This window comes from Pontibacter fetidus (genome assembly GCF_010119545.1).
GTDB lineage: Bacteria > Bacteroidota > Bacteroidia > Cytophagales > Hymenobacteraceae > Pontibacter > Pontibacter fetidus.
This window is the reverse complement of sequence record NZ_JAAEAA010000016.1, coordinates 1-15736: the sequence shown is the minus strand read 5'-3', so window position 1 is coordinate 15736 and position 15736 is coordinate 1. Positions and strand designations below refer to the sequence as shown.

The following is a 15736-nucleotide window of genomic DNA, read 5'->3' as shown; positions in this document are numbered from 1 at the left end:
TCTTTACTGATCGGTTACTTGCTTCTTGCCTGCAGTGTGGCGAGGTCTACGGAGCGGTTACCCAGTCTGGTGTATTTAAAATCAGTGCTGCCGTTAAACCGTGTACCCTTCAGGTTAGCAGGTGCCGAAAATTTGGTATATTTAAAATTAGCCAGATCGTTAAAAGTTGCCTGCTGCAGGTTTACCCCGTTCTCAAATTTGGCATATTTAAAGTCAGCGTCGTCGTCAAAATCAGCACCTCTAAAGTTGGGCGCTGCCGGAAAAGTTACATACTTAAAGTTGGCCAGGTCTCTGAAATCAGCTTTGCTGAAGTCGGCCCCTTTCTCAAATTCGGTATACTTAAACAAAGCCTCTTCCTCAAAACGGCTGCCCGCAAACGATACGTTCTGCTCAAACTGGCTATACTTAAAAGCGGTAGCCTGCTCAAACCGGCAATTCTCGAAACGTACCTCCTCTTCAAAATTGGTGTTGTACACTTCGTTTTTCTGATCTTTAATGTTTATACCGCCATCCGGGTTAAAATAAGCCAGCACATCGCCTTTAAAAGTACAGTCTTCGAAAACAACAGGTGCTGTAACCGTACTGATGTACTCTTTTGTATCGTTGCCTTTGTCCTTTCCATTTTTCAGCTTCATGTTTTTGAGCTTCGTCATGTCCAGGTTGCCGGTAATCTCAGCGTGTTTATAGTTTACCGCTTCGCCACGGTTTATTTTAGCGATGATCTCCGAGGCATCTACTTTGGTTTGTGCTATAGTTAGCAGTGGCAAGAACAACAAGGCAAGCAGGAAGTATAGTGGTTTTTTCATAGTTGTGGGTTTGTTTTAGTGTTTGCTGTAATAGATGTAGCAACTATGGCAAAGGTTGCCTGACCGTTGGTAAATATTTACAAACAAAAAACGCCACCCTTTGCAGAGTGGCGTTTTTAATATAGTTAACTATAGTTGCTTAGATATGCAACGCACGATTTTCGGTAGCCGCTAAGCAAGCCTCTTTCATGGCCTCGGTATAGGTTGGGTGCGCGTGGCTCATGCGGGCAATATCCTCTGCCGATGCGCGGAACTCCATCGCTACCACAGCCTCTGCAATCATATCCGCCGCACGTGGCCCGATCATGTGTACACCCAGGATCTCATCTGTATTCTTATCAGCCAGCACCTTCACAAAACCGTCTGTGTCCATAGATGCTTTGGCACGACCTGATGCTTTGAACGGGAACGAACCAGACTTATACGCACGGCCCTGCTCCTTCAGCTGCTCCTCGGTAAAGCCAACGCCAGCCACTTCCGGCCAGGTATACACTACACCCGGTATCAGGTTATAGTTGATGTGCGGCTTCTGGCCAACTATAGTTTCCGCTACCAGCACGCCTTCTTCTTCGGCTTTGTGGGCCAGCATGGCGCCGCGCACCACGTCACCAATCGCATAGATGCCTGGCACGTTTGTCTCCAGGTGGTCGTTTACAGCGATCATGCCGCGTTCACCCATCTGCACACCAGCGTTCTCCAGGCCTAAGCCTTCGGTATATGGTTTACGACCAACAGATACCAGCACATAGTCACCCTCAAACGTTACTACTTCGCCTTTCGGGTTCTCGGCAGTTACTTTTACAACCTCGCCTTCATTGGTAGCGCCGGTTACTTTGTGGTTAAAGAAGAACTCAAAACCAAGTGTTTTCTTCAGCACACGCTGCAGTTCTTTGCCCAGTGCACGGTCCATCGTTGGGATGATGGCATCCATGTACTCGATCACCTGCACTTTAGCACCCAGGCGGGCATATACCGAACCAAGCTCCAGACCAATTACACCGCCACCGATCACGATCAGGTTCTTAGGAACTTCTGTCAGGGTTAATGCTTCTGTAGAGGTAATGATACGCTGCTTATCGATTGGCAGGAATGGCAGTGCTGTTGGTTTAGAACCAGTTGCGATGATCGTTTTGTCTGTTTCGATCTGCTGCTCTTTTCCTTCTGCGTCTGTGATCTTGATCGTGTTCTTGTTCACGAAAGAGCCCAGGCCATAGTAGGTATCGATCTTGTTTTTCTTCATCAGGAAAGCAATGCCGTCGTTGTTCGACTTTACCACTTCGCCCTTACGCTTGATCATCTGCTCCATGTTCACCTGCAGGTCGTTCAGCTCGATACCGTGCGTTTTGAACGTGTGTGCTGCATTGTGATAGTGCTCGGATGAGTCAAGCAAGGCTTTGGAAGGGATACAGCCTACGTTAAGGCAGGTACCGCCCAGCACATTATATTTTTCTATGATCGCGGTTTTCAGGCCCAGCTGCGCGCAACGGATTGCTGCCACATACCCACCAGGACCAGAACCGATTACAGTAACATCGTATTTCATTTTTCTATACTTTATGGAGAGCTATAGTTCTCGTTCTTGTATTTGATTTCTCTCTAGTTGTAAACCCACCCCTGCCCCTCTAAGGAGGGAATTTTAAAGATGAGCAAAGTCCCCCTTTGAAGGGGGTAGGGGGATGTTTTACGTTATCAGGTAAACACCCCTATTGAGCTACGCTCGCAAACCGCGAACTCTCGTTCTTGTTTGTCCTCAAGGGGACAGTCAAAAAAAGGAGGAGCAAACTGCTTCGCTTACCCCTCCTTCTTTATCTCAATAAATTAAACGCCTAACAGCAGTCTCATCGGATCTTCCAACAGCTCCTTCACGCGTACCAGGAAGCTTACCGACTCACGGCCATCGATGATGCGGTGGTCGTAAGAAAGGGCCAGGTACATCATTGGGCGGATCTCCACTTGTCCGTTGATGGCAACCGGGCGCTGCACGATGTTGTGCATACCCAAAATAGCAGACTGCGGTGCGTTGATGATCGGAGTAGACATCATAGAACCAAACACACCACCATTGGTGATCGTGAAAGTACCACCTGTCATTTCTTCAATGCTCAGTTTATTCTCGCGCGCTTTCTTCGCCAGACGGATAACTTCTTTCTCAATACCATCTAATGAAAGTTGCTCTGCGTTACGGATAACCGGAACTACCAGGCCTTTCGGTGCAGATACTGCAATAGATACGTCGCAGAAGTCGTTGTATACGATCTCGTTGCCATCGATCTGGGCGTTAACGGCAGGCCACTCCTGTAAAGCTACTGTTACAGCCTTTGTGAAGAACGACATAAAGCCTAAGCCCACTTCGTGCTTCTCCTTAAACTTGTCTTTATACTTGGCGCGGATGTCCATGATCGGCTTCATGTCTACCTCATTGAAGGTAGTCAGCATTGCCGTTTCGTTTTTAACCTGCACCAGTCTGCGGGCAACTGTTTTGCGCAGGTTGCTCATTTTCTCACGACGCGAGTTACGCTCACCTGTTGCAGAAGGAACTGAAGCACTTTCTTGTTTAGCAGCCGGAGCTGCAGCAGTTGGTTGTGCAGCAGGTCTTGCCTGTGCATTCTGTGCATCTTCTTTGGTAATGCGGCCATCACGACCAGAGCCTTGTACATCTGCAGCATTAATACCTCTTTCAGCTAAAATTTTACCTGCAGCCGGAGATGGCGTACCTGATGCATAGGTTTGTGCGCCAGACGGTGCCGAAGCAGCCTGGGCTGCTACTTGCTGGGTGGCAGCTTCTTGTTTCGCATTAGCTTCTGCATTTGCCTGCACCTTACCTGCTCCACCCGGTATAATTTTGCAAAGCAAACCGCCTATTTCTACTGAGTCACCCTGCTGGGCAACGATCTGTAGTGTACCAGTAGCTTCAGCTGGCAATTCAAATGTCGCTTTATCTGATTCCAGTTCAGCGATCACTTCGTCCATCTGCACAAAGTCACCATCTTTCTTAAGCCAGTTAGCTATAGTTACTTCGGTAATAGATTCGCCTACAGTTGGCACTTTCATTTCTACGGCCTGGCCAGCAGAAACTGTAGTAGTTGGAGCAGCTTGTTCAGCGGCTGGTTGTGCCGGAGCAGCAGCTGGCTGTGCAGCAGGAGCCGGAGCAGCTGGCGCAGCACCATCCTGTTCAATTTTGCAGATAACGCCACCTACTTCAATGGTATCGCCTTCCTGCGCAACAATACGTAAAATGCCTGCGGCTTCAGCTGGCAGTTCGAATGTAGCTTTGTCAGATTCCAGCTCCGCAATCACTTCATCCATCTCCACACGGTCACCGTCATTTTTCAGCCACTTGGCTATAGTTACCTCAGTGATCGACTCACCTACGGCAGGCACTTTAACTTCTAAGCTCATATTTTTATCAATTATGAATTACAAATTTGAATTACGAGTTAGTAATGATTAATGACGAATGAATAATGAGTAATTATTTTCTCCCTTCATTCATCATTAGTCACTACTCATTATTAATTAGATTGCGAATGCGCGAGCGATCAGTTCCTGCTGCTCTTTGGCGTGTACTTTCAGATAACCGGTTGCAGGCGATGCACTTGCCTTACGGGCTACAACATCTTCTACACCATTACGCATAATGCGCAGGATATAGGTCCAGGCACCCATGTTCTCAGGCTCTTCCTGTACCCAGTATACTTTCGCGTTTTTATACTTGCTAAGCTCTGCTTCTAACTGCACTTTCGGGAATGGCGCCAGCTGCTCCATACGGATAATAGCTACATCTTTTCTGCCACTCTTCTGCTGCTCTTCCAGTAAATCAAAGTATACTTTACCAGAGCACAGCAACACTTTCTTAACTGATTTAGCAGGAGCCAATGCATCACCAATTACTTCTCTGAATCCACCTGATGTAAAGTCCTCTACCGGAGAAACTACCATTGGGTGGCGCAACAACGACTTAGGCGACATATTTACAGCTGGCTTGCGGAATGGCAAGGCCAACTGGCGGCGCATAAAGTGGAACAGGTTAGCAGGCGTTGTAATGTAAGTAACAAACATATTGTTCTCAGCAGCCAGCTGCAGGAAGCGTTCTGGGCGGGCATTTGAGTGTTCTGGTCCCTGACCTTCATAACCGTGGGGCAACAGCATTACCAAACCGTTCATGCGCTGCCACTTCGATTCTGTAGAAGAGATGAACTGGTCGATCATTACCTGTGCACCGTTGGCAAAGTCACCGAACTGTGCTTCCCAAATAACCAATGCGTTCGGGTTAGCCATGGCATAGCCAAACTCAAAACCAAGTACGCCATACTCTGAAAGCAATGAATTGTAGATCTCGAAAGAGCCTTGCTTCTCAGCGATATAGTTCAGATTGTTGTAAGGCGCGCTGGTAACAGCATCGTGCAATACGGCATGGCGGTGTGAGAACGTACCACGCTGCACATCCTGGCCCGAGAAACGAACGATCTTACCATCTAACAATATAGAACCGTAAGCTAACAACTCACCAGCTGCCCAGTTAAGTTGCTTTGTCTCAAAGAACATTTCCTTACGCTCTTTCAGCAGCTTTTCGATCTGCTTCAGAGGCTTAAAGCCTTGCGGCAACGTTGTTAAGGCCTTGCCAACTGCTTCTACAGCTTCCGGAGCAATACCTGTTTCCGGAGACTGGTTAAAATCTTCGGCTGTAGAACGACGAAGGCTTTGCCACTCTTTTTCCATTACCTGGTAGTTGTATGGCAATGGCTTTTGCTTCACCATATCCAGACGGTCCTGCAACAGGTTACGGAATTCTTTATCCATACTTGCAGCCAGTTCTGCATCAATCTCACCGCGGGAGATCAGTTGTTTGTTGTATACTTCACGTGGGTTTGCGTGCTTCGAGATCAGGTTGTATAGTTGTGGCTGCGTAAATTTAGGCTCATCCGACTCGTTGTGGCCGTGGCGACGGTAGCACACCATATCAATAAAGATATCGTTGTTGTAGCGCTGGCGATACTCCATAGCCATACGCATAGCAAACACCACCGATTCCGGGTCGTCGCCGTTTACGTGCAGCACTGGTGCATCTATCATCTTGGCAACATCGGTACAGTAAATAGCCGAACGGGCATCTTCAAAGTCCGTTGTAAAACCAACCTGGTTGTTGATCACGAAATGAATAGTACCGCCTGTGTTGTAGCCTTCCAGGTTCGCCATTTGGGTAACTTCATAAACAATACCCTGTCCGGCAACGGCAGCATCACCGTGTATAAGTATAGGCAATATTTTGTCGGCATCCTTGCCATACATTGTATCGATCTTAGCGCGCACAAAACCTTCTACTACCGGGTTCACGGCCTCTAAGTGCGATGGGTTCGGAGCTAGTTTCAGGTTTACTTTTTTACCGGATGGCGTGATCACTTCAGAAGAGTAGCCCATGTGGTATTTCACGTCGCCATCGCCCATAGTCAGGTCCGGAACAGCTGTACCTTCAAACTCAGAGAAGATCTGCTCATAGGTTTTACCCATGATGTTTGCCAGTACGTTCAGGCGGCCACGGTGTGCCATACCTATTACTACCTCTTCTACACCAAGCTCAGAGCCTTTATCTATCAGTGCATCCAGGGCAGGTATAGTTGTTTCGCCACCTTCCAGCGAGAAACGCTTCTGACCCAAAAATTTTGTGTGCAGGAAGTTTTCAAACACAACTGCCTCGTTCAGTTTAGACAAGATGCGTTTTTTATACTCAATACCCGGATTGAAATTCAGGGAATCATGCTCAACCTTTTGCTTAAACCACTCCAGTACTTCCGGGTCGCGGATGTACATATACTCAAAGCCGATAGGACCTTCATAGATTTTCTTCAGGGCAGCTTCTATATCGCGGAGCGTGGCGGCACCAATGCCAATCACATCACCCACCTGAAAAACCGTGTCCAGATCTTTTTCTGACAAACCAAAATCGGCCAGGTCTAGGTGGGCTTTGCGGTCTTTGCGCTCGCGCACCGGATTGGTATTAGAGCGCAGGTGGCCGCGCGTGCGGTAGGCATGAATTAAGTTACGAACGGCAACTTCTTTATCTGAAACACCGGCGGCTGCAGCACCTTTAACAGGAGCTATAGTTGTGCCTTCAGCAGTTTCATGGCCGTTTTCACCGTAAGCTGACGAAAACTCGAAACCTTCGAAAAATTTGCGCCATCCGAAATCAACTGACTCCGGGTCCTGCTGATAAGCTTTGTAAAGCTCATCTATGTAATCGCCGTGCGCGTTAGCGATGTAAGTATATTTATCCATAGGAACTACTGCTTTGTATAAAGGCAAAGTTAGAAGTATTATTCAGAAATCAAATTTCGCACAATCGCATAGGCAAATATGCCTTACTTACAACAACATAGCTTATACCTATACTTATATCAATGGCATATTAGTGTACCATACTATATTTATAGTGAACCCTTATATCTGTTGAGGCTATTAACTATACGTACAAAATAAAAATGGACGAGAATTAAATAAAACTTAGTACCACTGTATTAAACACACCTACTATTACCTGTAAATCAACTTTATACTACTTGTCCGCAAAAATCATTTTTGCACCATTATGTTTTGCCCAATATGTTACTTTTATAGCCTTAGCTTCCATATTAAATCGCTGCTACCAGAGCTAAAACTATAGTTACATTACCTCTATGCAACTTTTAAAGCAGATTACCCTTGTTACTTTTCGGCAAATTATTTCCTGTTATATAGCCAGGTATTACAGTAGTTTTATTCAAATACCAGAGGGAGATGCTTGCCCCAAAGTGTAAATTATAAAATCAGCCATGAATACTATTTTACTGGAAGAACTTTCGAGAGCTATAGGAGCGAGGCAGTTTGTACAGTTTAAGTACGCTGAACAGGAATACCAGATAGAACCGCACCTTCTCGGGCAGAACAAGAACCGACAGGATTGTTTGTGTGGTTGGAGTGCTGAAAATAAAGACAATCCGAACGCAAAAACAGGTTGGCATTGCTTCCTGCTGCAGGATATAAAAGAATTAAAGATAATGGAAAAGCGGTTTTACAAAACGCGTCCGGGCTATGACCCTTACGACAGTGCTATGAGCCGCATTTATTACCGGGCATAACCACCCGGGTAAGTACACGACCGCTTACTGCCCCGCAACTACACTTCAAAATATCCTCAGCCAGTCTGGTCTTGGGAGATATTTCCTTACATAAGATTCAGTTCACCTTTAATCGTATGTGCCATGAAAAAAGATCTACTCCCCTTCCCATCTGACACGCCACAACAGACACGTTCTATAGTTAGCGCCGAGGTCAGTATCCTGATTCGCCTGACAATCCTGATCATCCTGATGCTTTTCTTTTCAGAAGTATGCAATGCGCAGGCAACACAAACGATAAGATCGGCGAGAAGCGGGGACTGGAGCGCCACCACTACCTGGGCAGGAGGCAATATACCAAAGGCAGGAGATAATGTGCAGCTTGTAGATGGCCATAAAATTACACTGAACGGATCGGCAAACTGCGCTAACCTGGAACTGATACCACCTGCAAACAGCGACAAAGTTGATGAGAAAACAGAGCTTATAGTTGGTGCTGCTGCCATACTTACTACCGGCATCCTGAACCTTAACTCTAAAAACGACCGCAGATTCGCCAGCCTGGTAAACAATGGCGCTGCAATAAAAGCTGCTACACTTTTAATAGGCAAAGGCAGTATAATCACAAACACAGCTGGTTCGGTAACTATATCAGGCAACATAACGAACGACGGCGACATTACAACAGCAGCTGCCCTGCTGGAAATAGGAGGAACCTACGGAGGCGCGGGTATATTTACGGCAGGTACGGGTACCGTTAATTTTACAGGCTCGGCTGCAGGTGGGCAAACTATAGTTCCGCTTAGCTATTATCATTTACAGCTATCCGGCAACAATACCAAAACAGCTGTTTCATCGCTCGCAGTATCCGGCGATCTACTTATAAACGCTGGAACTACTTTTAGGGCGGGTGCTTACGCACATACTATAACAGGAGATATACGCAACAATGGTACCCTGATTTCTGAAACAGCGCAGGCATCGAGGCTAACTATAACCGGCGATATGGTAAATGTGGGCACTACTTCAGCGGGTACAGCTACATACTATATTTCCGGCGATTGGGCTAATAGCGGTACTTTTCAGGCAGGTACATCAACTATAGTTTTACAGGGTAATACGTTGCAGCAGCTCTCTGGCAATAACACATTCTATAACTTTACCTTTGCGGGTACAGCCGGGGGCCAGTTACTACAGGATATAACTATAGCCAACAGCATCAGCGTTAATAACAGTTACCTAAATACCGGCGCAAACACTGTTTGGCTTGGCACAAATGCAGGCTTTACAACTTTAGAAACAGACCAGGCCCACGTAATAGGTACCGTAAAAACCAGCCGCACCCTCACGACCTCTATGCCCGAAGATTTCGGAAAAATAGGCTTAACTCTTACCCGCAATAACATAGACCCAGGCATGATTACCGTTGAACGCCTGACAGGTGTTACCACGACTATAGCCGACGGCACCGAAAGCGTTACCCGGCAGTACAACATCAGCAGAGCCGGAATAAACGACATAACAGCGCTCAGCATGACCATGGACCTGGAGTTTCTGCCAAACGAACTGAAATCGAAACCACTGAACGAGTATAAGTTATACAATAAAGGCCAGAATGTAAGTGCTACACAGGTACCAAGCAGCGCTACCAGCCAGACGACCATGCGCCATACCAACTCAAACAGGTTCGGCACTTTTACACTGGCGCCACCTATAACCCCCTTGCCCGTAGAGCTTGTGTGGTTTAAAGCAAACCGCCAGGAGCAAGTGGTGCAACTACAATGGAAAACAGCATCGGAGCTAAACAATGAGGGTTTTGAAGTGCAGACCTCAATTGATGGCCGTACCTTTACAACTATAGCTTTTATCCCGAGTAAATCGCCGAACAGCCATGTGGCCCAGGTTTATAGTTATACTGACAGCCAGGCAAAGCGTAACCAGCTTACTTATTACCGTTTAAAACAAGTAGATTTTTCAGGAGAGGTAAGTTACTCTAAAACAGCAGCTATAAGTGCGGCCACCACACCGTTTATAGTACAGGCCACCCCAAACCCGTTTACAGACTACCTGCAGTTTGCTTTTGAGGCAACTATAGTTCAGGTAACGTTAACCGACATGCATGGCAAACCTGTGCTTACCAAGACCCTGACACAGCAGGACAAAACCCAGGATGGCTACTTTAAGCTAAGCACCAGCCAGCTCGAAGACAGCGGTATATATGTACTAACATTACAGGCACCAGACAAGCTATACCGAACAAAGCTGTTGAAGCAATAACAATTTTTGCCAGGATAGAGTCGACAGTATTCTGAAAGCATTCCTTACTTTAACACCTACATTTACCATACCTCGTACAAGTGGTCAGGCTATAGTTTAAACTATAAGGTCTGGCCATTTTTTATGACACATAACGGTACTATAAACTCTATGAGAAACACCATTTTGATATCGCTGCTCTTCGTGAGTATTGCTTTTGGCTGCAACGAAAACGCACGCCAGGTAGCCGAAGAGAAAACAAAGACCCAGCAAACACAAACCGCTCCGGATACTGCCAACCTGGGCCCTGCACTAAAAAGTATAACCACTACCGATATACTGAACCATACTAAAGTGCTGGCATCTGATGCTTTTGAGGGCCGTGGCCCCGGTACCCGTGGCGAAGACTCAACTGTAAACTACCTTACCCGCCAGTTTAAAAAAATGGGTCTGAAGCCCGGCAACCCAAATGGTACCTATGTGCAGGACGTGCCGATGTTTGGTTTTACAGCGCAACCAAAGGCGTCTTTCACAGCCGGATCTAAAACTATAAACCTCAATTTCCCGGATGATTATGTAGCCGTGTCGCGCAGGTTTGTACCAACCGTAGATGTAAAAAACTCAGATATGGTATTTGTGGGCTATGGTATAGTTGCACCCGAGTATGGCTGGGACGACTATAAAGGCTTGGATGTGAAAGGCAAAACAATTGTGATGCTTATCAATGATCCGCCGGTACCAGCAGCCTCCGATGCCAGCAAATTAGACAGCACCATATTTGGCGGCAAAGCCATGACCTACTATGGCCGCTGGACTTATAAATATGAAATAGCTGCCAAGAAAGGTGCCGCCGCTGCCATCATCATCCACGAAACAGAACCTGCCAGTTATCCTTACGAGGTTGTATCAGGTAGTTGGAGCCGCGAAAACTTCGATATCAGCAATCCAAACAAGAACATGGACAAAGCTGCCGTAGAAGCCTGGATAACTATAGATAAAGCCAAGCAACTTTTCTCGGCCACCGGAAAGAATTTTGACCAGTTGAAAGCCGCTGCTGCTAAAAAAGATTTTAAACCGGTGCCATTAACAGCAAAAGCTAACTTCAGCATAAAGAACACACTGCGCGAGATAAAATCTAAAAACGTAGTAGCAAAACTGGAAGGATCTGACCCGGCACTGAAAGACGAGTATATAGTATACTCTGCCCACTGGGACCATTTAGGCAAAGACCCAAAGCTGCAAGGCGACCAGGTTTACAACGGCGCCCTCGATAATGCATCGGGCACAGCCGGCCTGCTGGAGTTGGCGGAAGCGTACACCAAACTAGAGCAAAAGCCCAAACGCTCTATCCTTTTCCTGGCTGTTACGGCCGAAGAAAAAGGATTGCTGGGCTCTAAATACTATGCCGAAAACCCGCTATACCCGTTAAATAAAACACTTGCCAACATTAACATGGATGTGCTGAATGCCTACGGCCCTACCGAAGATGTAATTGTGATAGGTTATGGTAATTCGGACCTGGAGGATGTGCTGGCTACAGAAGCTAAAACCCAGAACCGAACTATAGTTCCGGAAACCAGCCCCGAAAAAGGCTCTTACTACCGCTCCGATCATTTTGAGTTTGCCAAACAGGGCGTACCTGCTCTCTATGCCAAATCAGGTGACAAAGCAAAAGGCCAGCCTGCAGACTACGTTAAAAAATGGCAGGACAAGTATACCACCAACGATTACCACAAACTAACAGACGAAGTCAGGCCGGAATGGAATTTAAATGGTGCCGTAGAAGACCTTCAGCTATTTTTCAGGGTTGGCTATAGTATAGCAAACGCCACTGCATTTCCGCAATGGAAGCAAGGCTCAGAGTTTAAAGAGCGTCGCGATAAAATGCTATCTCAGCCACAGGACAGCAGCAGTGCCAGTACAACTGAACTATAGTTGGCCGAGAATACAAAATATAGCAAAAAGCGAAGTATAACTAAATAGCTAAATTTTTAAATCCTGAAAATAATGCTGTTAACTAATAATATATAGCTGTTTACTTTAATTCTGTCAGTCGTCAGATAAATCGGTTCGTTTACTTATGATTTAGGGGCGTTGCCTTTAAAAAAGGCAATTCTATAGTTGATTTAGGGTTACTTTTAAGGCACTGCCGTATAAATATGTACAAAATTGGTTGTTCAACTAATAATGTTATTTATGAAAAAGATATGGAAATCAGCCTTTATAGTGTTTGCGATGGCAGCATTTACAGCATGTGGAGGCAGCGAAAATACAACTGAATCAGAAACAACAGAGCAGGTTGAGACTGAAATGGAAACAGATACTGACATGGATATGGACACAGATACCACCACCGTGCAGGATACAACTGTTAACGATGGCGTAGCTGATGAAATTGAAGAGGAAACTCCTCCGGCTCAATAAGTAATAACATCTTAATTTATAAAAGTCTCTGCCCGTATAAAGGCAGAGACTTTTATTTTTATAGGTATATCTGTTAAATCATTCCTTAATTATAATGCACAAAATATAATACTTGTTAAATTTAAGGAATGGAATTCACGACTTTATCAAACAATACGATTACAATTATGCTGGTTAGCACTCCGGCGGCTTTGCAGCAAGCTGTATCGGAGCTAAACCACAGCCAGCAGCTTGCCCTTGACCTTGAATTTGACCAGAACCGCTATACTTATGGTTTTAACCTTTGCCTGATACAGGTTACCAGCGGCAACGGTACTTGCTACATCATCGACCCTTTTGATATACCAGACCTACAGCCATTTTTTAACCTGATAGAAAATCCTGCTATCACCAAAATTATCCATCACGCCAACAACGACATTTTGCTCCTTGATAAAATGGGTTGCCGGATTAAAAATGTGATGGATACCGATGTTGCCGCAAAGATCCTGAACTATGAGCGCTCATCGCTGGCTACGGTCTTAAAAGAAGAATTTAATCTCGAGATAGATAAATCACAGCAGTCCAGCAACTGGAACAAGCGCCCGCTTACCGAGCAACAGTTACAGTACGCCGCTGCCGATGTGGTATATCTGCACCAAGTAAAAGATAAACTGGTAACAGAAATAGAGCGTGTAGGCCGCAAGCATTGGTTAGATGAAGAGAATAGCCTGTTAGAAAACCTGCGCTACTCCGAAACAGAAAACCCGCATCTACGGCTTCGTAATGCCTCCAGGCTTACTTACTACGATCAGTTTATACTTAAGGCACTTTATAGTTTCAGGGAGAACCTTGCCAAAAATTTAAATAAGCCTTCTTCTTTTATAATACCTAACGATGCCTTGGTAGAGCTTGCTACCGACCCTACAGTTGACCTACATGAGTGGCTTAACCATACCAAGGGTATACATGGCCGCCTTAAAACACCATCGCATGAAAACAGGCTGAAAGAAACTATACAGAAAGCAATGGAGGCTGCAGAAGAACAGCACATCACCCGCGACTATGCCGGCAGCCAGTTCAGAAGACCTTTCCGGACAGCCGAAACCGAAAAACGAAAAGAAGAGCTAACAACAGTACAAGCCGAGATAGTGAAACAGTTCGGAGAATTTGCTGGCCGCCTGATCATAAACCAAAGCCTGATAAATGACTATAGTTACACTGGCCAGCTCCGTTGTACTAAAAAATACGCAACCACTATAGTGCTGGATACTGCGGCTGCGTTAGGTATAAACCTGCCACAGCCAATAAGCTCAGACTAGGCACAATAATTTAAACTAAAGCATAACCTGAAGTTGCATCTAATGAACACATTCAGAAAAGAACATGATTTTTTAGGAGAAAAAGATATTCCTAATGAAGTATACTATGGCATACAAACATTAAGAGCGCTTGAAAACTTTAACATCACGGGTATTCCTATTTCAAAGGAGCCGTTACTTATTCAGGCTTTTGGTTATGTTAAAAAAGCGGCTGCTATTGCTAACCAGCAGTGCGGTGTTCTTTCTCCACAGATTGCAGAAGCCATTAGCATAGCTTGCGATAAGTTAATAGAAGGCCAATATTTAGATCAGTTTGTAACAGACATGATACAAGGTGGCGCAGGCACATCTGTTAACATGAATGTGAATGAAGTAATTGCCAACATTGGTCTAGAGTATCTGGGCCATCAGAAAGGTGAGTATGACTACCTGCATCCAAATAACCATGTTAACTTTTCACAATCTACAAACGATGCCTATCCAACTGCATTCCGTATTGCTTTATATATTAAGATAGGTCATTTTATTGAGGCCTTGACTAAACTTCAGCAGGCTTTAGCAGTTAAAGGCGAGGAGTTCCAGAATGTATTGAAAATGGGCAGGACACAGCTGCAAGATGCTGTACCGATGACATTAGGCGCTGAATTCCATGGCTTTTCAACAACTATAAAAGAAGACATACAACGGTTGCAAGAAGCCCGCTTACTGATTTGCGAGATTAACATGGGGGCAACTGCTATAGGTACCTCTATTAACGCCCCGGAAGACTACCCTGAGATAGTAACAAAGCAACTTGCAGCCATAACAGGCATACCACTAGTTTTAGCCGAAGACCTGATAGAGGCCACTTGCGATACCGGAGCTTATGTACAGGTTTCAGGAGTGTTAAAAAGATGCGCGGTTAAGATATCCAAAATCTGTAATGACCTTCGTTTGCTATCATCAGGACCAAGAGCCGGCTTAAATGAAATTAATTTACCAAGAATGCAGCCTGGATCTTCTATAATGCCCGGCAAAGTAAACCCTGTTATACCTGAGGTTGTAAACCAAACGGCCTATTATGTAATTGGCGCTGATATGACCATTACTATGGCAGCGGAAGCAGGCCAGCTGCAACTAAATGTAATGGAGCCAGTTATAGCCTTTAGTCTTTTCTCTTCGCTGACTTATTTAACTAATGCAACACATACTTTAACAGACAAATGTATAGTAGGTATAACTGCTAATGAAGAGATCTGCAAAAGTATGGTAATGAATAGCATTGGTATTGTAACTTCTCTTAATCCTATACTTGGCTACGAAACCGTTTCATCTATAGCTAAAGAAGCGTTACAAACCGGAAAATCGGTACACCAAATAACTGTTTTAGAAAGAAGCTTAATAGAGCAATCTAAATGGGATGAAATTTTCTCTATAGAAAACCTTCTGCATCCAAAGTTTATCAATTAAACCAAACTTAGATATCAAAAAAAAGCTCCTTGGAATAACCAGGAGCTTTTTTATTATCTCAAACTTTGTATTGACAAGCTGCAAAGGATCGTCTATGAACCCGCAGATCGTATCTCTATTGCTTCAACCAGAGAAGCTTGCTTTAATCAAGCAATATTCTATTTCAAGCAAAGTAACACCTGCCAGTCCGCAGTTTCCTCCTTTTCGGATTTGCAGTTACCCCCCTTCCCCCATTCCCTAAAACGGCAACACCCCCCTTTATTGCTAAAGGGGGGTGTTGTTTATAGGGTTGGCGGCCACCTACTCTCCCAGTTGTGACACCAGTACCATCGGCGCGTCCGGGCTTAACTTCTCTGTTCGGGATGGGAAGAGGTGCTCACCGGAGCCATAGCCACCATTATTTTTACAC

At 45.3% G+C, this 15736-nt stretch carries 10 protein-coding genes and 1 rRNA gene; 6 read left to right on the top strand and 5 right to left on the bottom strand.

Translation table 11 applies throughout. The features are described from left to right. Positions 1–14 precede the first annotated feature (14 nt). From GWO68_RS12715 to GWO68_RS12700, 4 genes are all read right to left on the bottom strand, one after another. A complete protein-coding gene (locus GWO68_RS12715) occupies positions 15–806 on the bottom strand; it encodes a pentapeptide repeat-containing protein (protein WP_162346837.1) in 792 nt (263 codons plus the stop codon). A 139-nt stretch (positions 807–945) separates the two neighbouring features. Further along, positions 946–2349 (bottom strand): dihydrolipoyl dehydrogenase, encoded by a 1404-nt coding sequence (gene lpdA / locus GWO68_RS12710; protein WP_162346836.1) that lies wholly within the window; start codon positions 2347–2349, stop codon positions 946–948. A gap of 275 nt (positions 2350–2624) precedes the next feature. Then, positions 2625–4205, bottom strand: a complete 1581-nt coding sequence (gene odhB / locus GWO68_RS12705; RefSeq protein ID WP_162346835.1) for a 2-oxoglutarate dehydrogenase complex dihydrolipoyllysine-residue succinyltransferase — start codon at positions 4203–4205, stop codon at positions 2625–2627. A gap of 117 nt (positions 4206–4322) precedes the next feature. Beyond that, on the bottom strand, positions 4323–7079 hold the full coding sequence (locus GWO68_RS12700) for a 2-oxoglutarate dehydrogenase E1 component (protein WP_162346834.1): 2757 nt from the start codon (positions 7077–7079) through the stop codon (positions 4323–4325). Between the two features lie 533 nt (positions 7080–7612). Here GWO68_RS12700 and GWO68_RS12695 point away from each other — a divergent pair. The 6 genes from GWO68_RS12695 (at position 7613) to aspA (ending at position 15327) form a co-directional block, all read left to right on the top strand. Then, entirely contained in the window at positions 7613–7918 is a 306-nt protein-coding gene (locus GWO68_RS12695) for a hypothetical protein (protein WP_162346833.1), read from the top strand. 123 nt (positions 7919–8041) lie between these two features. After that, positions 8042–10174, top strand: a complete 2133-nt coding sequence (locus GWO68_RS12690; protein ID WP_162346832.1) for a T9SS type A sorting domain-containing protein — start codon at positions 8042–8044, stop codon at positions 10172–10174. 150 nt (positions 10175–10324) lie between these two features. Next, complete coding sequence (locus GWO68_RS12685; protein ID WP_162346831.1) at positions 10325–12088, top strand: M28 family metallopeptidase; 1764 nt, start codon at positions 10325–10327, stop codon at positions 12086–12088. Positions 12089–12349: 261 nt separating this feature from the next. Then, positions 12350–12577, top strand: a complete 228-nt coding sequence (locus GWO68_RS12680; protein ID WP_162346830.1) for a hypothetical protein — start codon at positions 12350–12352, stop codon at positions 12575–12577. Between the two features lie 128 nt (positions 12578–12705). Then, complete coding sequence (locus GWO68_RS12675; protein WP_162346829.1) at positions 12706–13878, top strand: ribonuclease D; 1173 nt, start codon at positions 12706–12708, stop codon at positions 13876–13878. Positions 13879–13920: 42 nt separating this feature from the next. Beyond that, positions 13921–15327 (top strand): aspartate ammonia-lyase, encoded by a 1407-nt coding sequence (gene aspA / locus GWO68_RS12670; protein WP_162346828.1) that lies wholly within the window; start codon positions 13921–13923, stop codon positions 15325–15327. A gap of 287 nt (positions 15328–15614) precedes the next feature. Here the strand turns inward: aspA and rrf are convergent. Continuing rightward, positions 15615–15726: ribosomal RNA gene (gene rrf, locus GWO68_RS12665) — 5S ribosomal RNA — on the bottom strand. Positions 15727–15736: the final 10 nt, after the last annotated feature.

Coding starts and splice junctions, on each gene's coding strand:
- GWO68_RS12715 (WP_162346837.1), bottom strand. CDS start 806: ATGAAAAAACCACTATACTTCCTGCTTGCCTTGTTGTTCTTGCCACTG.
- lpdA (WP_162346836.1), bottom strand. CDS start 2,349: ATGAAATACGATGTTACTGTAATCGGTTCTGGTCCTGGTGGGTATGTG.
- odhB (WP_162346835.1), bottom strand. CDS start 4,205: ATGAGCTTAGAAGTTAAAGTGCCTGCCGTAGGTGAGTCGATCACTGAG.
- GWO68_RS12700 (WP_162346834.1), bottom strand. CDS start 7,079: ATGGATAAATATACTTACATCGCTAACGCGCACGGCGATTACATAGAT.
- GWO68_RS12695 (WP_162346833.1), top strand. CDS start 7,613: ATGAATACTATTTTACTGGAAGAACTTTCGAGAGCTATAGGAGCGAGG.
- GWO68_RS12690 (WP_162346832.1), top strand. CDS start 8,042: ATGAAAAAAGATCTACTCCCCTTCCCATCTGACACGCCACAACAGACA.
- GWO68_RS12685 (WP_162346831.1), top strand. CDS start 10,325: ATGAGAAACACCATTTTGATATCGCTGCTCTTCGTGAGTATTGCTTTT.
- GWO68_RS12680 (WP_162346830.1), top strand. CDS start 12,350: ATGAAAAAGATATGGAAATCAGCCTTTATAGTGTTTGCGATGGCAGCA.
- GWO68_RS12675 (WP_162346829.1), top strand. CDS start 12,706: ATGGAATTCACGACTTTATCAAACAATACGATTACAATTATGCTGGTT.
- aspA (WP_162346828.1), top strand. CDS start 13,921: ATGAACACATTCAGAAAAGAACATGATTTTTTAGGAGAAAAAGATATT.